This window comes from Halostella litorea (genome assembly GCF_004785955.1).
GTDB classification, from domain to species: domain Archaea; phylum Halobacteriota; class Halobacteria; order Halobacteriales; family Natronoarchaeaceae; genus Halostella; species Halostella litorea.
This window is the reverse complement of sequence record NZ_ML214300.1, coordinates 454,607-474,883: the sequence shown is the minus strand read 5'-3', so window position 1 is coordinate 474,883 and position 20,277 is coordinate 454,607. Positions and strand designations below refer to the sequence as shown.

22 protein-coding genes are annotated in these 20,277 nt (G+C 69.2%); 16 read left to right on the top strand and 6 right to left on the bottom strand.

The features are described from left to right. Positions 1–3: 3 nt before the first annotated feature. The 6 genes from coxB (at position 4) to EYW40_RS02420 (ending at position 4,048) form a co-directional block, all read left to right on the top strand. Positions 4–756, top strand: coding sequence for a cytochrome c oxidase subunit II (gene coxB / locus EYW40_RS02445; protein WP_135820032.1), 753 nt, complete (start codon positions 4–6; stop codon positions 754–756). Positions 757–869: 113 nt separating this feature from the next. Beyond that, positions 870–1,712: a cytochrome c oxidase subunit 3 gene (locus tag EYW40_RS02440; protein ID WP_135820031.1), complete on the top strand. Its 843-nt coding sequence runs from the start codon at positions 870–872 to the stop codon at positions 1,710–1,712. A 15-nt stretch (positions 1,713–1,727) separates the two neighbouring features. Further along, on the top strand, positions 1,728–3,110 hold the full coding sequence (locus EYW40_RS02435; protein ID WP_135820030.1) for a hypothetical protein: 1,383 nt from the start codon (positions 1,728–1,730) through the stop codon (positions 3,108–3,110). Next, positions 3,107–3,388, top strand: a complete 282-nt coding sequence (locus EYW40_RS02430) for a DUF7410 domain-containing protein (protein WP_135820029.1) — start codon at positions 3,107–3,109, stop codon at positions 3,386–3,388. Before EYW40_RS02435 ends, EYW40_RS02430 begins: the two co-directional genes overlap by 4 nt. Positions 3,389–3,445: 57 nt before the next feature. Beyond that, a complete protein-coding gene (locus EYW40_RS02425) occupies positions 3,446–3,718 on the top strand; it encodes a DUF7111 family protein (RefSeq protein WP_135820028.1) in 273 nt (90 codons plus the stop codon). Positions 3,719–3,775: 57 nt separating this feature from the next. Further along, entirely contained in the window at positions 3,776–4,048 is a 273-nt protein-coding gene (locus tag EYW40_RS02420) for a PadR family transcriptional regulator (RefSeq protein ID WP_135820027.1), read from the top strand. A 10-nt stretch (positions 4,049–4,058) separates the two neighbouring features. On the opposite strand, the gene EYW40_RS02415 is transcribed toward EYW40_RS02420, so the two are convergent. After that, positions 4,059–5,201 carry an acyl-CoA dehydrogenase gene (locus tag EYW40_RS02415; RefSeq protein WP_135820026.1) on the bottom strand — a complete coding sequence of 381 codons (1,143 nt, stop codon included), beginning with the start codon at positions 5,199–5,201 and terminating at the stop codon, positions 4,059–4,061. 105 nt (positions 5,202–5,306) lie between these two features. Here EYW40_RS02415 and EYW40_RS02410 point away from each other — a divergent pair, with 105 nt between their 5' ends. Further along, the gene (locus tag EYW40_RS02410; protein WP_135820025.1) at positions 5,307–6,365 is read left to right on the top strand and encodes a phytoene/squalene synthase family protein; all 1,059 of its coding nucleotides are present in this window, start codon (positions 5,307–5,309) and stop codon (positions 6,363–6,365) included. On the opposite strand, the gene EYW40_RS02405 is transcribed toward EYW40_RS02410, so the two are convergent. After that, complete coding sequence (locus EYW40_RS02405) at positions 6,362–7,225, bottom strand: 3-hydroxyacyl-CoA dehydrogenase family protein (protein WP_135820024.1); 864 nt, start codon at positions 7,223–7,225, stop codon at positions 6,362–6,364. The genes EYW40_RS02410 and EYW40_RS02405 overlap by 4 nt on opposite strands. A 146-nt stretch (positions 7,226–7,371) precedes the next feature. Between EYW40_RS02405 and EYW40_RS02400 the strand changes: the two genes are divergently transcribed. The 5 genes from EYW40_RS02400 to EYW40_RS02380 all read left to right on the top strand — a co-directional run bounded on the left by EYW40_RS02400 (position 7,372) and on the right by EYW40_RS02380 (position 12,346). Then, positions 7,372–8,121 (top strand): DUF7409 domain-containing protein, encoded by a 750-nt coding sequence (locus EYW40_RS02400; protein WP_135820023.1) that lies wholly within the window; start codon positions 7,372–7,374, stop codon positions 8,119–8,121. Positions 8,122–8,267: 146 nt separating this feature from the next. Then, a complete protein-coding gene (locus EYW40_RS02395) occupies positions 8,268–9,053 on the top strand; it encodes a class I fructose-bisphosphate aldolase (protein WP_135820022.1) in 786 nt (261 codons plus the stop codon). Then, complete coding sequence (locus EYW40_RS02390; RefSeq protein ID WP_135820021.1) at positions 9,050–9,910, top strand: class 1 fructose-bisphosphatase; 861 nt, start codon at positions 9,050–9,052, stop codon at positions 9,908–9,910. Before EYW40_RS02395 ends, EYW40_RS02390 begins: the two co-directional genes overlap by 4 nt. 41 nt (positions 9,911–9,951) lie before the next feature. After that, a complete protein-coding gene (locus EYW40_RS02385) occupies positions 9,952–10,476 on the top strand; it encodes a redoxin domain-containing protein (protein ID WP_135820020.1) in 525 nt (174 codons plus the stop codon). A 121-nt stretch (positions 10,477–10,597) separates the two neighbouring features. Continuing rightward, positions 10,598–12,346 (top strand): acyl-CoA carboxylase subunit beta, encoded by a 1,749-nt coding sequence (locus EYW40_RS02380; protein WP_135820019.1) that lies wholly within the window; start codon positions 10,598–10,600, stop codon positions 12,344–12,346. 4 nt (positions 12,347–12,350) lie between these two features. On the opposite strand, the gene EYW40_RS02375 is transcribed toward EYW40_RS02380, so the two are convergent. The 3 genes from EYW40_RS02375 to EYW40_RS02365 are packed head-to-tail and all read right to left on the bottom strand — an operon-like array spanning position 12,351 to position 15,079. Then, a complete protein-coding gene (locus EYW40_RS02375) occupies positions 12,351–12,758 on the bottom strand; it encodes a DoxX family membrane protein (RefSeq protein WP_375137145.1) in 408 nt (135 codons plus the stop codon). 14 nt (positions 12,759–12,772) lie between these two features. Then, positions 12,773–13,228, bottom strand: coding sequence for a MaoC family dehydratase (locus tag EYW40_RS02370; RefSeq protein ID WP_135820017.1), 456 nt, complete (start codon positions 13,226–13,228; stop codon positions 12,773–12,775). A gap of 51 nt (positions 13,229–13,279) precedes the next feature. Continuing rightward, positions 13,280–15,079 carry a polymer-forming cytoskeletal protein gene (locus EYW40_RS02365; RefSeq protein ID WP_135820016.1) on the bottom strand — a complete coding sequence of 600 codons (1,800 nt, stop codon included), beginning with the start codon at positions 15,077–15,079 and terminating at the stop codon, positions 13,280–13,282. A 112-nt stretch (positions 15,080–15,191) separates the two neighbouring features. Here EYW40_RS02365 and EYW40_RS02360 point away from each other — a divergent pair, with 112 nt between their 5' ends. The 4 genes from EYW40_RS02360 to EYW40_RS02345 all read left to right on the top strand — a co-directional run bounded on the left by EYW40_RS02360 (position 15,192) and on the right by EYW40_RS02345 (position 18,945). Then, the gene (locus tag EYW40_RS02360) at positions 15,192–16,055 is read left to right on the top strand and encodes an HpcH/HpaI aldolase/citrate lyase family protein (protein WP_135820015.1); all 864 of its coding nucleotides are present in this window, start codon (positions 15,192–15,194) and stop codon (positions 16,053–16,055) included. 108 nt (positions 16,056–16,163) lie between these two features. After that, positions 16,164–17,420, top strand: coding sequence for a Glu/Leu/Phe/Val family dehydrogenase (locus EYW40_RS02355; RefSeq protein WP_135820014.1), 1,257 nt, complete (start codon positions 16,164–16,166; stop codon positions 17,418–17,420). Between the two features lie 235 nt (positions 17,421–17,655). Continuing rightward, on the top strand, positions 17,656–18,180 hold the full coding sequence (locus tag EYW40_RS02350; protein ID WP_135820013.1) for a YciE/YciF ferroxidase family protein: 525 nt from the start codon (positions 17,656–17,658) through the stop codon (positions 18,178–18,180). A gap of 123 nt (positions 18,181–18,303) precedes the next feature. Continuing rightward, on the top strand, positions 18,304–18,945 hold the full coding sequence (locus EYW40_RS02345) for a hypothetical protein (protein WP_135820012.1): 642 nt from the start codon (positions 18,304–18,306) through the stop codon (positions 18,943–18,945). Between the two features lie 18 nt (positions 18,946–18,963). Here EYW40_RS02345 and EYW40_RS02340 read toward each other — a convergent pair whose 3' ends face one another. Continuing rightward, a complete protein-coding gene (locus EYW40_RS02340) occupies positions 18,964–20,106 on the bottom strand; it encodes an acyl-CoA dehydrogenase family protein (RefSeq protein WP_135820011.1) in 1,143 nt (380 codons plus the stop codon). Positions 20,107–20,277: the final 171 nt, after the last annotated feature.

Genomic DNA, 20,277 nt, shown 5'->3' with positions numbered 1-20,277 from the left:
GTAATGAAGCAAAAGCGGATTGCCGCCATGACGCTATTCGGGGTGGCGTTGCTGGCGCTGGCCGCCCAGCCCGCAGCGGCCGCGGACTCGACGACGGACGATCTCATCAGCTCGCTGAACCAGGAGCTGCTGTACGTCGCGGTCCCGATCACGCTGCTGGTCGAGGGTATCCTCATCTACACGGTCGTTCGCTTCAAGGACAACGACGAGGCGAAGCCGACCCGGGAGAACCGCCGGCTGGAGATCACCTGGACGATCGCGACCGCGGTGATCCTCCTGTTCGTCGGCGTGGGCGCGTACAACGTCATGGGGTCGGGCGACGTGATCGCGACCGAGGAGATACAGCCCAGCGAGAACGACGAGGTGATCAACGTCACCGCCGAGCGGTACCGGTGGACGTTCACGTACGAGCGTCACAACGTGACTCTCGGCTCCAGTCCGGGGCCCGACGTCTCTGAGGGGCCGTTACTGATACCGGCCGACGAGCAGGTGTACCTGAAGATCGGGACGAAAGACTGGCTCCACGCGTTCCACGTGCCCGAACTCGGGCTGAAACAGGACGCCGTGCCCGGCCAGCAACACATCATCCGGACCGAGGCGACCAACCCCGGGAACACGTATCAGGGCTACTGTGCGGAGTACTGCGGACAGGGCCACTCCCAGATGATGTTCGAGGTCGAGGTCGTCAGCCAGGAGGAGTTCGAGGAACGGATGTCCGAGTACCAGTCCGGCGGCAACGAGTCGAGCGGTAACTAGTCGGTCGCGGCCTAACTCCGGTTTCTACGCGTTGCGGGCCCGGCGCGGGGGCGGTTTGCCACCCGCGGTGCAGTTGGATGGATTTTTGGTAGTCCACACGAAAGGGGCCGAGTATGACCGTAGCGGACGATACGGCGGACGACCACGGGCACCACCTGCCCGCGGTGGAGGACTGGCCGCGGGGATTCGGCGAGGCCAGCTGGTGGCCATTCATCACAGCACTGGGCGCCGGCGGCTTCTACGTGGCGGCGGCGCTGTACCTGCTCGGCGGCGACGCCGGGCTGGTCGGCTCCGACGTCGGACCGTACGCCTTCGTCGCGAGCACGTTCGTGTTCCTGCTCGGCCTGTACGGCTGGGTGTACCACGCGTTCGTGAAGGCGTTCTGGGAGCGCGGCGCCGACCACCAGAGCGAGAGCAAACTCCGGTGGGGGATGATCGCCTTCCTCGGCTCCGAGATAGCGACGTTCGGCGCCGGCTTCGTCTACTACTTCTTCATCCGCGTGGGCGAGTGGCCGCCGGGCGAGGTGCCCGGCCTGACCGGCCTCGTGCTGGCGAACACCGTCATCCTGGTGATAAGCAGCGTCACGCTCCACTTCGCCCACGTCGCGCTCCGGAAGAACAACCGCGGCCGCTTCATCGGCCTGCTCGGCCTGACGCTCCTGCTCGGCCTGATCTTCATCGGGGGGCAGGCCTACGAGTACTACGAGTTCATCCTCGTCGAGGGCCACACGCTGACCGGCGGCATCTACTGGAACGCGTTCTACGGCCTGACCGGCCTCCACGGGCTCCACGTCTCGCTTGGCGCGGTGATGCTCGGCATCGTGTTCGCCCGCGGGCTGACGGGGCAGTACTCCGCCGAACGGCACACCTCCGTCAGCACCGTCTCGATGTACTGGCACTTCGTCGACGCCGTCTGGATCTTCCTCGTCGTCGTCCTGTACGCCGGGGCGGCCTGAGGACCCCTTCTCACCATGGGACGCATCGTGACCGCCCGACTCCGGAGCGTCGCGGCGGCCGTCGCGCTCGCCGCGGTGGCGCTGTCCGGCCGCGCGGCGGCCCACGGCGGCGCGCTCCGCTCGTCGAGCGAGTCGCTGTCGGTCCCGACGTGGCTGTTCCTGGCGACCGGCGGCGGCGTCGTCGGGGCCTCGTTCCTCCTCGCGAGCCTCGTCACCGACCGGCGGCTCGTCGACCGGATCGACGGGTACGGACCGTCGCTCTCGGTCGGTCGCTCCAGAGTCTTCGAGGTCGCCGGCTCGCTGTTCGGGCTCGCGGGCCTCGCGACGGTGCTGTACTTCGGTCTGACCGGTCCCCCGGACCCGTTTCGCAACCTCGCCGTGTTGCTCGTCTGGGCCGCCTGGTGGGCCGGCTACGTGATGTCGGTGTACCTCGTCGGGAACACCTGGCCGGCGATCAACCCGTTCCGGACGCTGGTCGAACTGCTGCCGTCGCTCGACCTGTCGTACCCGGCGCGGCTGGGCGCGTGGCCGAGCGTCGCCGGCCTGATCGCCCTCATCTGGGTCGAGGTGGTGAGCCCGCTCGCCGACGACCCGCGGCTGCTCGCGGCGGTCGTAGCCGCCTACGGCGTCGTCACCGTGCTGGGCGGCGTCGCGTTCGGCGCGGAGCGGTGGTTCTCGACGGTCGACCCCGTCTCGCGCGTGTTCGACTACTACGGCCGGGTCGCCGTCGCCGCGCGGACCGGCGACGGGATCGACCTCCGGCTGCCCGGGATGGCGCTGACCGACGCCGACGGCGTCGACGGCGCGGACGAGGTGGCGTTCGTCGTCGCCCTGCTGTGGGTGACGACGTACGACGGGCTGGTGACGACGCCGGCCTGGGACGACGCGGCGCGAGCGGTCGTCGGCGCGGGCGTCCCGCCGGTCGCGGCGTACGTCGCCGGCCTGCTCGGCGGGTTCGGCCTGTTCTACGGCGCGTACGTCACCGCGTCGCGCGCTTCCCGGCGGCTGGCCGAGACGTTCCTCCCCGCCGGCGCGCTCGCCCGGCGGTTCGCGCCGCCGCTGCTGGCCATCGCGGCGGGCTACCACCTCGCGCACTTCCTCGGGTACTTCGTCTCGCTGCTCGCGCCGCTGTCGGCCGCGCTGGCCGCGCCGCTCTCCCCGCCGGCCAACCCCGAACTGTACGTCCTGCCGTCGTGGTTCGGCGGCCTCGAACTCGGCTTCGTGCTGGTCGGCCACCTGCTCGCCATCTGGGTAGCCCACGCCGCCGCCTACGACACGTTCCCGAGCCGCCTGCAGGCGATCCGGAGCCAGTACCCGTTCATCCTCGTGATGGTGCTGTACACGGTCGTCAGCATGTGGATCGTCTCCGAACCGGACCTCACGCCACCGTACCTATGACCGCAGACACAGCCACCGAGACCCGCGACGCCGACGTCCCGCCCGGCGAGCCGACACACGACTGCCCGTACTGTGGGCGGCCGTTCGCCCGCGAGGAGTACCGCACGCTCCACGTCGGGCTGGACCACCCCGACGCGTGCACCGACGCGGAGGTTGCGGCGTTCCGGGAGGCCTACCGCGAGGAGAGCGAGGACCTGCGGCTGTTCCGGCTGAAGGCGGTCGGCGGGCTCGTCCTGCTGTACTTCGGCTTCCTCTTTACGTACTCGCTGGTCACCTGACCGGCCGCCGACCGCGGAAACCGACAGGTTCGATTACCGGCGGTCCGTAGCGGGGGTATGACCGAGACGGCGACCGCGAACGGGGTCACCGCCCGCTACTACGAGACCGACACCGAGCGCGTCCTGGAGTTCGAACGCGACGGCCGCACCGCGGCGGTCGCACAGAACAGCGAGGGGTACGCCATGCTGAAGGTCCGCCCGAGCGCCGACGGCGACGAACTGGAGCGCTACTACGGCTTCGACATGGCGATCGACCACGCCGCGGAACTGCTGGGCGCGTCGCCGAATGACCTCCCGGTGCCCGACGGCGCGAGCGACATGGGGATGTAGTGCTTGCCCGGCGGCCGAAACGCAACGCCTGTGTCGCGGGCGACCGTTCGCCCGCCCATGAGCAAGTGGCTCCAGAGCGGGACGCGCCGGGACCTGTGTGCGCTGCTGTACGGCGAGGAACTGCGCGGCCAGGAGCTGAAGTCGGCGATAGAGGCCCATTACGACGGCCGCCTCCGTCCCGACCGGTTCTACGGCGCGATGGAGAAGTTAGAGCGGGCCGGCTACGTCGAGGAGCGGACCGAGGGGTTACACGACGTGTACTCGCTCACCGAGGCGGGCGAGCGCGCGGTGCGGGACCACCACGAGTGGCTGGCCGACCAGGTGGAGTGAGGGGCCGCGCTCAGTCGAGCAACTGGTCGCCGATCGTGTTGCGCAGCACCTCGCTGGTGCCCTCGTAGATCTCGTTTAGCTTCGCGTCGCGGTAGAACCGCTCGGCGGGGAAGTCCTTCGTGTAGCCGTAGCCGCCGTGGATCTGGATCCCCTCGTTGGCGACCTCGCGGCTGATCTCGCTGGCGTACAGCTTCGCCTGCGCGGCCTCCTTGATGAAGTCCTCGCCGCGGATCTTCCGGTCGGCGGCGCGGTGCATCAGCATGCGGGCGGCCTGGAGCTTCGTGTCCATGTCGGCGAGCTTGTGCTTTATCGACTGGAACTCCGCGATCGGCTGGTCGAACTGCTCGCGCTGCTGGGCGTACTCCAGGGCCTGGTCCAACGCCGCCTGCGCGATGCCGACGCCGCGGGCCGCGATGGTGATCCGGCCGCCGTTCAGCGTCTTGAGCGCGTGGACGAACCCGTCGCCCTCCTCGCCGAGGCGGCGGTCGGCGGGGATCCGACAGCCGTCGAAGCGGAGTTCGGCGGTGGGACAGCCCTTGTCGCCGAGTTTCTCCTCGGTGCCCTCGACGACGAAGCCGTCGTCCTCCTCCGGGCGGACGATGAACGAGGAGATGCCCTTCCGGCCGGCGTCGGGGTCGGTCTTTGCGAAGACCGTGACCGTGTCCGCGACGGAGCCGTTCGAGATCCACAGCTTCCCGCCGTCGAGAATGTACTCGTCGCCGTCCCGTTCGGCGGTCGTCTCCATGGCGGGCACGTCGCTGCCCGCCCCGGCCTCCGAGAGCGCGAACGCGCCGATGTCCTCGCCGGTGTTCAGCGGCGTGAGGTAGCGCTCCTTCTGGGCCTCGTCGCCGAACGCGTACAGCATGTTCCCGGCGAGGCTGGTGTGGGCGGCCACGACCGTGCCGAGGCCGCCGCTCCCGCGGCTGATCTCCTGTAAGCCGATGGCGTAGGAGTGGTAGTCCAGCCCGGCGCCGCCGTACTCCTCGGGGAACGGCATCCCCATGAGCCCCAGTTCGGCCATCTCGTCGACTAGGTCGGCCGGGAACTCGTCCTCGTGGTCGATTTCGGCCGCCCGGGGGACGACCTCGTCGTCGACGAACTCGGCGACCATGTCGCGGATCTGCCTCTGTTCCGCGGTGAGGCTGAAGTCCATGGGCGTATCTTGGATCGTCGCCGCATTAGTTTTCCCCCTCTCGTCGCGTCGCGAACGCGTTCCCGGACGCTTTTACTTCGGGGGTACATATGTGGATCGAGTGGAATGCATTCGGGCCGTAGCACGCGGACGGTCGACGAGAACCTCCAGTGGTGCCACGACGCCGTACAGGGGGTCTCGCGGACGTTCGCGATCACGATCGACGCGCTGAAAGAGCCGATGTCGTCGCGGATCTGCGTCGGCTACCTCCTGTGTCGGATCGCCGACACCGTCGAGGACGCCGGCCACGTGCCGGCCGCCGAGAAAGCCGATCTGTTGCGGCGGTACGACCGGGTGCTCGCGCCGACCGACCCGACGACCGTCGAGTCGTTCCGCGCGGCGGTCGACCCGTGGCTCCCCGACGAGCGGAGCAACGACTGGGACGTGGTCGCGGCGGCCCCCCGCGTCACGAGCACGTACGCCTCGCTCCCCGGCGAGACCCGCGACGCCCTCCGCGACCCGGTCCGGGAACTCGTCGGCGGGATGGCGACGTTCGTCGAGCGCCACGCCGACACCGGCGGCCTCCGCATCGGGACCGTCGAGGAACTGGAGGAGTACTGCTGGTATGCCGCCGGCACGGTCGGCGACCTGATCACGAACCTGCTGGTCGAGAGCGCCGACGCCGAGCGCGCGGCGACCCTGGAGGACAACGCCCGGTCGTTCGCGCTGTTGCTCCAGTTGGTCAACGTCGCCAAGGACGTCTCCGCGGACTACGACGAGGAGAACAACGTGTACCTGCCGGCGACGTGGCTCGCTGACGAGGGCCTCGCCGCCGACGAGGTGTCGGACCCCGACCGCGCCGACGACGTGGCCCGAGTCGTCGAGCGCGTCACCGAGCACGCCGCCGGATACCTCGACGACGCGCAGGCGTACCTCGAAGCGCTCCCGGAGACCGACGGCAACACGCTGGCCGCGTGGGCGATCCCGTACCTGCTTGCGGTGGCGACGATCCGCGAACTCCGCGACCGCCCGACCGACGTGGTCACGGAGGGGACGGTGAAGGTGCCACGCGCGGAGGTCCACGCCCTGATACAGCGCTTCGAGTCCGGCGCGGTCGCGGCCGACGACGTCGGCGACCTGCGCGCCCGGATGGCCGCGGCGCCGCTACATGAGACGGACCGCTAGTCGTACTCGTAGAACCCCTCGCCCGTCTTCTTCCCGAGGTCGCCCGCCTCGACTTTCCGCTTGAGCAGGTACGCCGGCTTGTAGCGGTCGCCCAGTTCCTCGTGGAGCGTCTCGGTGGCGTGGAGGCAGACGTCCAGCCCGACGTGGTCGGCCAGTTCCAGCGGCCCCATCGGGACGTTCGTGCCGAGTTTCATCCCGCGGTCGATGTCCCCCTTCGTCGCGACGCCCTCGTCGTAGGCGCGGATCCCCTCGTTTATCCACGGCATGAGGATGCGGTTGGAGACGAAGCCGGGCTTGTCGTCGGCCTCCCATGTGGTCTTGCCAAGCGACTCGGAGAACTCGTGGGCCAGCGCCAGGGTGTCCTCGCCCGTCTTCTCCCCGTCGACGACCTCCACGCCCTCCATGACCGGCACGGGGTTCATGAAGTGGATCCCGACGACCGCTTCCGGGCGGTCGGTGGCGGCCGCTATCGTCGTGATCGACAGCGTCGAGGTGTTCGTCGCCAGTACGACGTCGTCGTCGGTCACGTCGTCCAGGTCCCCGAAGATATCCCGCTTTATCTCCATCTCCTCGACGGCCGCCTCGACGACGAGGTCGCAGTCCGCCAGGTCGTTGAGGTCGGTCGTCCCGTCGATCCGGTCGCGTGCCGCGTCGGCCTCGGCCTCGGAGAGCGTCTCCCGCTCGACGAGGCGGCCGAGGCTGTCGTCGATCGAGTCGAAGCCCCGGTCGACGAACGCCCGTTCGACGTCGCGCATCGTCACGTCGTAGCCGCTCGTCGCGGCGACCTGTGCGATGCCGCTGCCCATCGTCCCTGCACCTACGACGCCGACGCGCTCGATGGAGTCGAGTCCGCGAACCATGGAGGCAATTCTTGCGACCCCGCCCTAATAGTTCGGGTTCCGTCGCCAGGCCGGGTCGTCGGAAACTCCCCGTCGGCCGCGCCCCGCCGGTTCCCGGAAAGTTTCAAGGGGGAGGGGTGAAACCTTCGGACAGAGCGGTGACGAACGTGACCCAAGAGGAGACGGCCGACGGGAGCGAGGACCGCACCGACCTGCTGTACGTCGGCGAGGCGACCGCGGCGGCGATGGCCGAGGCGGGCATCGACGCGGCCGACGTGCGGCGGAAGTCGGTGTCGTACCGGGGGTTGGTCGACGCCGGCGTCAACCCGGGCGTCGCGACGAAGATCCGCCGCGAGCACTCGCTCCACTGGAGCCTGGACGAGCAGGGCGCGGACCTGGACGACCGCTCCCGGACCGTCCGCGGCCTGCGCGACGGCGAGCGCGACTGGGTCGCCGCCAGCGGCGTCGACCTGGGCGACAGTTCCGACGAGGGGACGGACGCGGCCGGCGACTGGACGCCCTCGGAGCGCGACGCGTCGGCCGCGTCGACCGACGACGGCTCCGCCCTGACCGACGGCGACTGGACGCCGACGGGGGACGTGCCCGAGGAACGCACGGACCCGGCCGGCGACTGGTCGCCCGCGGCCGACGCCGAACCGGCGGAGCCCGCGGAGACCGACGGGAGCGGCGCGGCCGAGGCGGCCGAGTCAGCGTGGCGCGAGCGTTCCCGGCCCGACCCCCTGACGGAACTGCCGTCGGTCGACGAGGACGACGCCGACCGACTCGGCGAGGCCGGCGTCACCTCGGTCCGGCGGCTCGCCACGGCGGACCCGGAACACGTCGCCGACGTGCTCGACATGGACGAGGCGGTGGTCACCGAGTGGCACGCCGCGGCCACCGACCGGCTCGGCGAATGAATTTACTATTCGAGTAGTAAGATATTGGTGCCCCGGGATACCGGGTGAGGACCGGCTAACGCCCGTCTGTATCTCTCTGAGACGATATCCGAGCGATCGCCCCCGTGCGCAACGCTTATATTCGAGTTCATTGGATTTCGTAACAGATGATCCCGCTGACCGACGAGGCGATCACCCGGGACGGGAACGTACTGATCCTCGCGATGGACCACGGCCTCGAACACGGGCCGACGGACTTCGAGGCGGTGCCGGAGACGCTGGACCCGGAGACGGTGTTCGACATCGCGACGCACGACGCCGTCACGTCGCTCGCCGTTCAGAAGGGCGTCGCCGAGACGTACTACCCCTCCTACGAGGACGACGTGAACCTGCTCGCCAAGTTGAACGGGACGAGCAACCTCTGGATGGGCGAACCGTACTCCCCGAAGAACTGGACCGTGGAGAACGCGATCGACCTGGGCGCGGACGCGGTCGGCTACACCGTCTACTCCGGGTCGAACCACGAACCGGAGATGTACGAGGACTTCCGCGATGTCCAGGAGGCCGCCCACGACCGCGACCTCCCGGTCGTCATGTGGTCGTACCCGCGCGGCCAGGGGCTGAAAAACGACACCAAGGGCGAGGTGATCGCGTACGGCACGCGGATCGCGCTCGAACTCGGGGCCGACGTGGCGAAGGTGAAATACCCCGGCAGCAAGGAGGCGATGGAGTGGGCGGTCGACGCCGCGGGCGAGGCGAAAGTCGTGATGAGCGGCGGCTCGAAGACCTCCGACTACGAGTTCCTGAGCAGCGTCGAGGCGGTGATGGACGCCGGCGGCGCGGGCCTGGCCGTCGGTCGCAACGTCTGGCAGCGCGATGACCCCGAGGCGATCCTGGACGCGCTCGAACAGGTGATATTCGAGGGCGCGTCCGCCGAGGAAGCCATAGAATGAGCACGATACAGCGCGAATCCGTGACCGACGAGGTACTGGACGCCGTCTCCGAGGCGGTGCCGCAGGTCCGGGAGGGCCTGCGCGGCCGGCGCGAGACGGTCGGCTCCGAGAACGCGACCGGCGACGACCAGAAGGCCGCCGACGTGTGGGCCGACCGCCACCTCGCCGACCGGATCACCGAGATAGAGGGCGTCGGCCAGTTCGTCAGCGAGGAGCGCGACGCGCCGGTCGACTGCGGGAGCGGACTCGCCGTCGCCCTCGACCCGCTCGACGGCTCGTCGAACCTGGAGTCGAACAACCTGATGGGCACCATCGTCGCCGTCTACGAGGACGAACTCCCCGCGCGGGGCCGCTCGCTCGTCGGCGCGGCGTACGTGCTGTACGGGCCGATCGCGACGATGGTGTCGGCCGTCGACGGGACGGTGACCGAACACGAGATCGTCGACGGCGAGCGCCGCCCGATCGAGCGCGACATGGCGATCCCGGACGACCCGACGGTGTACGGCTTCGGCGGCCGCACCCCGGAGTGGCCCCCCGAGTTCGCCGAGTATGCCGGCGAGATCGAGTCCGAACTGAAACTCCGCTACGGCGGGTCGCTGGTCGGCGACGTGAACCAAGTGATCGGCTACGGCGGCGTGTTCTCCTACCCGGCGCTGCAGTCCCGGCCGGAGGGGAAACTGCGGCTCCAGTTCGAGGGCAACCCGATGGCGTACATCGTCGAATCGGCCGGCGGCCGCTCCTCGGACGGCGAGCAGTCGCTGCTGGACGTCGAACCCGAGCGGATCCACCAGCGAGTCCCGCTGCACATCGGCAACGAGGAACTGATCGACCGGCTGGAGTCGAAGGTCGAGCGCTGACCGGCGGTAGCCTCTTTTCGCGGGGGAGCGGATCGGGGACCATGCTCTCCGAGGGCGGAACCGCGCCGGACTTCGCGCTGCCCGGCGTCGACGGACGGAACCCCGCGACGTACGAACTGGTGCGGTCCATCGAGGACGCCGCCGCGACGGTGCTCGCGTTCGTCCCGTCGGCCCACGCGCCCGTCTGCGAGGACGACCTGCGCGCGCTCGGGGCGTCGGGGTGGGCCAACCGGGACGACCTCCTCGTCTGGGCGGTCACCGGCGACACGGTGTTCGCCAACGCGGCCGCCGGTGACCGCCTTGGTCTGGACTTCCCGCTTCTCAGCGACCGCCGCGGGTCGATCGCCGACGCGTACGGCGTCCGCCTCGACGACTGGCACGCCCACCGCGACCTGCCGGGCCGCGCGCTGTTCGTGGTGGCGCCGGACTGGACTGTCCGCCACGCCCGGTCGCTCGACCCCTTCGAGACGCCCGCCGGGTCGCCGTTCGACGGCGTCGCCGCGGCGCTTGCGGCCCTCGGAGTCGACGTCGACGCGCCGTCCGTCGAGTACAGCGTCGACGGTTGAGGTTGTCTGCGCGCTTGACCGCCGCCGGAAGCGGTCGCGCGCGCCCCTGTCGACGGCCGCGCCGGGCCGGCAAATATTGTAAATGGAAAACTGTTTCAAATGACCCGTCGCACGGACAGGTATGAAAGTCCGCATCGGCGAGGCGGCGAGCGACGAGGAGGCCTCGGCCATCGCGGCGGCGCTGGCCGAGCACGTCCGGGACGACGTGGAAGTGTACGTCGGCGACGCCGACGAGCCGGCGGCCACCCACGCGGTCGCCGCCGGCGGGGACCGGCCCGCGCCGGACGACCTCGGCCCGACCGAGCGCGAGGAGCGGCTCCGCGAGGAGATCGCCGACATCGAGGCGGGCGGCCCCGAGAAGTACCGCGACCGCCTGGAGGAGCAGGGGAAGCTGTTCGTCCGCGACCGGCTCGACCTCTGGTTCGGCGAGGACGGGATCGCCTTCGAGGACGGCCGCTTCGCCAACTTCGACAGCTGGCACCCGGACGGGCTGAACGCCGACGAGGACACGGACGACCGCCTGCCGGGCGACGGCCTGCTGACGGGGGCGGCCGAGTTCGACGGCCGCGACGTCCACTTCATGGCCAACGACTTCACCGTGAAGGCCGGCAGCATGGCCGAGAAGGGCGTCGAGAAGTTCCTCCGGATGCAACAGCGCGCGCTCAAAAGCGGGCAGCCGGTGCTCTACCTGATGGACTCCTCGGGCGCGCGGATCGACCAGCAGCGCGGCTTCTTCGCCAACCGCGAGGGGATCGGGAAGTACTACTACAACCACTCGATGCTCTCCGGGCGCGTCCCGCAGATCTGCGTGCTCTACGGCCCCTGCATCGCCGGCGCGGCGTACACGCCCGTCTTCTCCGATTTTACCGTCATGGTCGAGGGGATCAGCGCGATGGCGATCGCCAGCCCCCGGATGGTGAAGATGGTCACCGGCGAGGACATCGACATGCAGGACCTGGGCGGCGCGCGGGTCCACGCCGAACACTCCGGCAGCGCCGACCTGGTCGCCCGGGACGAGGAGCACGCCCGCGAACTCGTCTCGCAGCTGGTCACCTACCTGCCGGACAGCGCGGACGACGACCCGCCGCGGGCCGAGCCACGAGCGCCGGCGGCGTCGCCCGCCGGGATCGACTCGGTGGTGCCCGAGAGTCCGAACAAGGGCTACGACATGGAGGACGTCATCGAGCGCGTCGTCGACGGCGGCTCGTACTTCCCGCTCCAGCCCGACTACGGCTCGGAGATCATCACCGCCTTCGCCCGCGTCGACGGCCGGCCGGTCGGCATCGTCGCCAACCAGCCGGCCCAGCGCGCCGGCGCGATCTTCCCCGACGCCGCGGGGAAGGCGGCGGAGTTCATCTGGAAGTGCGACGCCTACGGGATCCCGCTGCTGTACCTCTGTGACACCCCCGGCTTCATGGCCGGCTCCGGCGTCGAGAAGGAGGGCATCCTCGAACAGGGCAAGAAGTTCATCTACGCCACCTCGTCGGCCACGGTGCCCAAACAGACCGTCGTCGTCCGGAAGGCCTACGGCGCGGGCATCTACGCGATGGGGGGGCCCGCCTACGACCCCGAGAGTACCATCGCCCTCCCGAGCGGCGAGATCGCCGTAATGGGTCCGGAAGCCGCCATCAACGCCGTCTACCGCCGGAAGATAGACGAGATCGACGACGAGGACGAGCGGGAGCGCTTCGTCGAGGAGAAGCGCGCGGAGTACCGCCGCGACATCGACGTCCACCGGATGGCCAGCGAGGTCGTCATCGACGAGATCGTGCCGCCGAGCGAACTCCGCGAGGAGTTAGCTGCCCGCTTCGCGTTCTACGAGGACGTCGAGAAGGACCTGCCCGACAAGAAACACGGGACGGTGCTGTAGCGGGTCACTCCCGCCGGAGCGACGCAGCCAGCACCGCCCACGCGAGCCCCGCCAGTCCCACGTCCCGGATCAGCACGTCGACGAACAGCCCGTCGTGGGTGACCGCGACGACGGCGAGGTACCCCACGGTCGCGGTGAGCGAGACGGCGGCCACCGCCGCGGCGACCGCCGTGTAGCGGTCCGCGAGGATCGCCGCGCCGAAGCCGACTTCGAGGACGCCGTTTATCAGCATGAACGTCACCGGCGAGACGACGAGCCACGGCGCGAGCCAGTCGACGACGTACAGCGCCCACGCCTCGGGCGCGAGCAGCTTGTGGACCCCGGCGAGCAGTATCATCGACCCGAGGCCCGCCCGCGATATCGCCGCCGCGGACGGCCCCCGCGTCGCCGCGCGCCCGGCCGCCGTCGCGATCCGCTCCCGCACGGTCACTCCGGCCGCTTCTCCGACAGCACGGTCCGGTCGAACTCACAGACCAGTTCGTCGTCCCGGTTGACCGCGAACGCCTCGACGTGCATCGTGACGACGCCGCGCTCGCGGTCGCTGGTCTCGCGCTTGTCCGTCACGGTCGACTGCGCGCGGATCGTGTCGCCGTGGAACACCGGCGCGGGGTGTTCGACCTCGTCGTAGGACAGGTTGGCGACGATGGTGCCGTCGGTCGTCTCGGGGATCGACATCCCGACCGCGAGGCTCATCGTGTACAGCCCGTTGACGAGGCGCTCGCCGAACTGCGTGTCGGCGGCGAAGTCGGCGTCCAGGTGGAGCGGCTGCTGGTTCATCGTCATGTCGCAAAAGGCCTGGTTGTCCCGCTCGGTCACCGTGCGGCGCGTCTCGTGCTCGATCGTCTCCCCGACCGCGAACTCCTCGTAGTAGCGCCCGGTCATGGGTCCGACCGACGGCGACCGGGGGGAAAAGCGCGTCGGCTTCCGGGGTCGTCAGTCGGCGGTGACGGTGACGTAGTTCACGCTCAGGTGGAGGTGGGTGATGTACGGGATCGACTCGTCCTCGGGCACCGGCCTGACGCCGGTCAGCGCCTCGTCGAAGTGGAGCTGCCCGTCGTTGCCGACGTTCGCGTCGCCGCCGCCGACGACGCCGCCGTACATGTTCGCGTGCCCGTCGATGTTGACGTTGTTGCTGCCGGGGGCGTACACGACGCCGGTGAAGCTGGCGTGGTTGCTGAACGTCGTCGTGGTCCCGTCGGTTCCGTACACCCACAGCCGCGGGGCCTTGTCGCCCGGCACGTGCGTCCGCGCGTCGGTCCCCATCGTGAAGTCGTCCTCGACGAATATCCGCGCGGTGTTGTTCCCGACGACGGTGATGTTCGCGTCGCTGTCGAGCGAGAGGCTCTGACGGATGCCGAGACGGACGTTCCCCTTCGTCGTGTTCAGGATCAGTTTGTCGCTGCCGTCCATGTCCAGCCCGTTCTCGATGTAGTAGTCCTTCCCCTCGGGCCCGCCGTGGAGGACGATGGTTCCGTTGCCGTTGTGGGTGAAGACCGTGCTGTTGCCCTGCAGTTCCGGCTCGTCGGCGTTGTCGGAATCGCTCTCGATCCGCGCGAACGTCGACGTGACGTAGTTCCTGATCGAAGGGGTGGAGACGACGGAAGCGTTGTTGGCCGTCCACTCGCCCTGGAACGCGCCGTTGTTGATGTAGGTGTCGCCGGCGTTGCCGTAGGAGATGTTCCCGGTGACGAGGCCGTGTTTCTTCTGCACCTGCACGTAGCCGCCCGCCACGATGTCGCCGTACACCTTCCCCTTGTTGTTGATCACGACGTTGCCGGCGGTGGTGATTGTTCCGTTCTCGCCGTTCACGGCCTTCGAATCGTCGTAGGGATTCCAATACCCCGTGGAGTTGTAGCTGTCGACAACCGCCTTGTTGCTGAACACGAGGTCGGAGTCGGCGCCGGTCTGGAGCAGGGCCTTGCTCACCACTTCCCGGTCGGCGGGGGTGATGAGCGCTATCGACACCTCGTTGTTCTCGTGGTCGTACTCCGCGGCCCCGTCGGTCAGGTCGGCGAAGTACGCGCCCCAGGCCTTGTAATACTCGCTCTGGACGGTGACGTTGACCTGGGTGTTCGACGTGATCGGGTTCGTCCGGTTCTCGTTGCCGCTGATCGGGTATCTGAGGTCCGTCCCGGCGTCCGACAGCGTGAGTTCGTTGCCGCTCCCGGCGGTCCCGCCGATGATGGTGAGCGGGACCGTCACCGTCGGCTGGTCGGCCTCGTCGTTGCGGTAGTGGACGTCGGGGCGCGAGAGCATCCGGCTACTGTTCTCGCCGGTCTTTCGCCAGACGCCGCCGCCCTGGAACGCCACGCGTTCCCCGTCGAGTTCGTAGACGATCCGCCCGAGGGAGTCGTTGAGCAACACGTCGACATCGTCGCCCGTCGTCTGGTTGACGAGCGTGATCTTCACCCTGCCCATGCCGGGCTGGACCTCCGTCGTGCCGCTGCCCCCGCTGCCGACGACCACCTGCTCCGTGTTGTTCGTGCCGAGCGCGACGCGGTTCGCCTTCGCGTTCACCTGCGCGAGGTCGTTCTCGGCGCTCTGTATGTCGGCCTGCTGTTGCCCGTCGTCGAGCGCGACCGACCCCACGAGCACGACGGTCGCCGCGCCCACGAAGGTCAGCCCGACGAGGAGCACGATCGCGAGGACGCTCGACTGCGCGCGGTCGGCACGACCGTCCGCAGCGGCGCTGTCCCCTCCCGCCGTCGACGAGTTCGTGGTCCGGTCAGTCATAGTATGTGGGGCCCCCGCAGTTACACCGCTCTTCTGATAGGAAAGGTTCGCGACAGTCTTAAGGGTTGCTACGGGCGGGAACACTAAAGCCCCCGCCGGACCGAACGGCGGTATGGCTCGGAGATCCGTCCTGTTCAGCCCCGGCGACGAACCGGCGATGCTCCGGAAGGCGGGCGACACGTCGGCCGACGTGGTCGCGTTCGACCTCGAGGACGCCGTCGCCCCGGAGCGGAAAGCCGACGCCCGGGAGTCGGTGCGCTCGGTGCTTGCCGACCCGTCGTTCGATCCGGCGGCGGAGGTGTGTGTCCGCGTCAACCCCGTCGGCGTCGCCGCCGCGGCGGACGTCGAGGCCGTGTTCTCGGACGACGCGGCCGCGGCGACCGTCGACAGCGTCATGCTCCCGAAGGTCGGCGACGCCGACGACGTGCGGACGCTGTGGCGACTCCTCGGCGAGCGCGACCTGTCGGTGCCGGTGCTCGCGCTCGTCGAGTCGGCCGCGGGCGTGTTGCACGCGGAAGCGATCGCCGAGGCCGCCCCGACCGACGCGCTCGTGTTCGGGGCCGAGGACCTCGCGGCCGACCTCGGCGCGACCCGGACCGACGAGGGGACCGAGGTGCTGTACGCCCGCGAGCACGCGGTGCTCGCGGCCAGCGCGGCGGGCGTCGACGCCGTCGACACCGTGTTCACGGACATCGAGGACGTCGCCGGCCTCCGCGACGCGACGGCCTTTGCCACCGAACTGGGGTACGACGGCAAGATGGCGATCCATCCCGGGCAGGTCGACCCGATAAACGAGGCGTTCACGCCCGACGCGGAGCGGATCGAGTGGGCGCAGTCGGTGCTGGCGGCGAAGGAGCGCGCCGACGAGGAGGGGCGGGGCGTGTTCCGCGTCGACGGGGAGATGGTCGACGCCCCGCTGGTCGCACAGGCCGAGCGCGTCGTCGAGCGGGCGCGGGCGGCCGGCGAGCTATCCTAATACGCAGCACGTGTTCCTAATACTCTATGCATAAATTTACAGCATAATAATACACTTCCGTGAAGGTTTTCGGTAGGATTTTTACCCGGAGTGACCGACCGTCCGCGTATGGCAGAGGAGGCGAACCCGTTCGAGAGCTTGCAACAGCAGGTCGACGAGGCCGCCGAGTATCTCGACATCGACGAGGGGGTGTTGACGCGGCTGAAACGACCCGAGCGCGTCCTCGAGACGAACCTCTCGGTCGAACTCGACGACGGCTCCGTCGAGGTGTTCAAGGCGTTCCGGTCGCAGTTCAACGGCGACCGTGGCCCGTACAAGGGCGGGATCCGCTACCACCCCGGCGTCAGCCGCGACGAGGTCAAGGCCCTCTCCGGGTGGATGGTGTACAAGTGCGCGACCGTCGGCATCCCGCTCGGCGGCGGCAAGGGCGGCATCGTCGTCGACCCCGCGGAGTACAGCGACGGCGAACTGGAGCGCCTGACGCGCTCGTTCGCCACCGAGTTGACCCCCATCATCGGCGAGGACAAGGACATCCCCGCGCCGGACGTCAACACCGGCCAGCGGGAGATGAACTGGATCAAGGACACCTACGAGACGCTTGAGGACACGACCGCGCCGGGCGTCATCACCGGCAAGGACATCTCCAGCGGCGGGAGCGCCGGGCGCGTCGAGGCGACCGGTCGGTCGACGGTGCTGGCCGCCCGCGAGGCATTCGACTACCTCGACAAGGACCTGGAGGGCGCGACCGTCGCCGTCCAGGGGTACGGCAACGCCGGCTGGGTCTCCGCGAAGCTGATAGACGAGATGGGCGCGACGGTCGTCGCCGTCTCCGACTCCAGCGGCGGCATCTACGCCCAGGACGGGCTCGACCCTGTCGCCACGAAGGACCACAAGCGCGAGACCGGCAGCGTCGTCGGCTACGGGGCCGCCGACGAGGAGATCACCAACGACGACCTGCTCACCCTCGACGTCGACCTGCTGATCCCCGCCGCGCTGGAAAACGCCATCGACGAGGACCTGGCCCGGGACGTCGACGCCGACGTCGTCTCGGAGGCCGCCAACGGCCCGATCACCCCCGACGGCGACGACGTGCTGGAGGACAAGGACGTGCTGGTCGTCCCGGACATCCTCGCGAACGCGGGCGGCGTCACCGTCTCGTACTTCGAGTGGGTGCAGAACCGCCAGCGGTTCTACTGGTCCGAGGAGAAGGTCAACGACGAACTCGAACGGCGGATCGTCTCCCAGTTCGACACCCTCACCGACGCCTTCGAGGAACACGACCTGCCGAGCTTCCGGGTCGCCGCCTACGTCGTCGCGATCCAGCGCGTGCTGGACGCGTACGAGCAGGCCGGCGACTGGCCATAGTTTCCCGCGTTCTCGGATACTCCCTCACCGCCACGAACTCCACCCGGTCTTTTTCGACGTCGTTCTGTGGGCCGTACCGCCGGTTCCGCGACCGGCGCGGCGATCGGTGCGGCGACCGGTTCGGTAACCACATCGGTCACGACCGAACCGGACCGGTCCGACGTTCCGGATCGCCGTCCTGTCGGGGAACCCCGCCAAGCGGTTAACCCGCTGCTCGTGGTCCGCCGTGTGGACGATGAGCGAATCGAGACAGCACATCGAGACGCTGGAGGGACTGTTCGAGTACCAGTTGGAGGGGATCTACGACGTGGAGACGACGCTCGTGAGCGAACTGGACGAGATGGCGATGGCGACGACCAACGACCACCTGCAGAGCGGTTTCAGCAAACACCGCGGGGAGACCGAGACCCACGTCGAGCGCGTCGAACGCGCCTTCCGCGAGTACGGGGTCGAACCGCGCCGGCGCAACGACGCGGTCGTCGACGCCCTGGCGAAGGAACGCCGGCAGTTCGCGGGGATGGTCCGGGACGACGACCTGAAGAACCTCCACCTCCTCGACGGGGCGATAAAGGCCGAGCGGCTGGAGATAAGCAGCTACGAGTCGGTGCTGACGGTCGCGAACAGGCTGGACCTCGACAGCGATGTGACGGACCCGCTGGAGGCGAACCTGGAGGAGGAGACCGAGACCCTGCGGAAGTTGGAGGGGCTCTCGTCGGGGTCCGAGATGACGTCGCTCTGGGACCGGCTGACGGGCGGCTGACCGCGGGCCGTCGCCCCCACGCATCCGCCCGGTCGGGCGAAAGCCGTCCTTACTGGCCGTTACGGGCCGTCGATCGGGGGAACGGGACGGATAACAAAGACCGGAGCGCCCACACGAGTTGGCATGGCGACCCGCCGGTACGTCCAGCGGACCCGGGCGCGGATGCTCGCCGCGTCGCTCGGCAGGTACGGGCTCGTCGTGGCGTTCACCGGCGTCGAGACGCTCGCGCTCGTCGTCTGGTTGGCGTTCGTCGAGGACGCGGTGGTCGCCTCCCGGGGCGTCGCCGCCGGCTTCGCCGTCCTCGCGCTCGGACTGCTCCTGACGCGGTACCTGACGGTGATCGCGGTCAACGGGATCGACGGCGCGCGGCTTGCCGCGGCGGACGTGGCGGTCAGCGTCTCGGAGACGGCGCTGTGGGGCGCGTGGCTCGTCGTCGCCGAGTGGGTCGGCGGCCTCGGCGGGGTGCTCGGGGCCGGCGTCGTCCTCGCAGTCCTGCTGGTGCCACAGCACACCATCGCGGACAACGCGCTCCGCGGGTGCGGCCCGTTCTCGACCCTCGCCGACCTGCAGACGCTCGGGTTCAGCGTCGTGCAGGCGGGCGGCGCGACGCTGTGGCTCCTCGCGGCCCGGCGCGGCGACCTGGTGGCCCCGTTCCTGGCGGAGTTGGGGGTGGGAACCGTCGAGCCAGCGGTCGCCGGTGCCGCCGCGCTGGCGGCCGCGCTGCTGGTCACGCACGTCTGTGCGGTCGCGTTCGCGCGGCGGTAGAAAAGCGCTCGTGCCGGCCTACAGGCCGAGTTCGCGGCCGATGACGAGGTGCTGGATCTCGCTGGTCCCCTCGCCGATCTCCATCAGCTTGGCGTCGCGGTAGAACCGCTGGGGCGCGAAGTCGGTCGTGTAGCCGTAGCCGCCGAGCGTCTGGACCGCCTCCTCGGCGACCTCGCGGGCCGCCTCGCTGGCGTCCAGTTTGGCGAGCGCGCTCGCCTTCGTGACGGACTCGCCCCGGTCGTACTTCCAGGCGGCCTTGCGGGTGAGCAGCCGAGCGCGCTCGGTCTTGCGCTCCATCGCCACGACCTTGTCGCGGACGGCGTCGAACTTCGAGATGGGCTGACCGAACTGCTCGCGCTCCGTCGAGTACTCCTTCGCCGCCTCGTAGGCTCCCTGTGCCAGTCCGACGGAGAGCGCGGCGATGGAGATGCGGCCGCCGTCAAGGGTCTTTTTCGTCTGGTCCCAGCCGTCGCCTTCCTCGCCCAGCAGACGGTCCTCGGGGAGGCGCACGTCGTCGAGCTGGATCTCGCAGGTCGGCGAGGCGTTCAGCCCCATCTTGTCCCACACCGTCGTCACCTCGAACCCGTCGTCCTCGCGCGGGTCGACGATGAACGTGGAGATGCCGTCGTAGCCGGCGTCGGGGTCCGTGACGGCCTTCACGAGGACGCTGCCGGCCTCGCTGGCGTTGGTGATGAACTGCTTGGTGCCGTTCAGCACCCACTCGTCGCCGTCCCGCTCGGCGACGGTGTCCATGTCGCTGGCGTCGCTCCCGCTTTCCGGCTCCGTCAGCGCCCACCCGCCGACGTACTCGCCCTCGGCGAGCGGGCGGAGCCAGCGCTCCTTTTGCTCCTCGGTGCCGAACAGTTCGATGGGCTTGGTGGCGAGGCTGACGTGGGCGGCGTAGGAGAGGCCGACGGAGCCGGACACCCGGCCCAGTTCCTCGGTGACGAGCGAGTACATGAGCTGGTCGCCGCCGAGCCCGCCGTACTCCTCGGCGACGGGGACGCCCATCACGTCCAGGTCGGCGAGCTGGTCGAACACCTCCGCGGGGAACCGGTGTTCGTCCTCGATTTCCTGGGCGATGGGGGCGATCTCCGCCTCGCAGAACTCCCGGACGCTGTCCCGGATCATCCGGTGCTCGTCGGGCAGATCGAACTCCATACGCAATACTTGCCGAACCCGAAGATAAAACCATGGGAGATACGGCGGCGACCCGACCGGGGCCGCCGGCGGGCGGTGGAAGACTTCATCGACGCTACCGTATTCGGTACATAGCGACGTCGGTGCGGTACGTATCAACCCGACTTCTATATACGCCCAATATACAGTTTC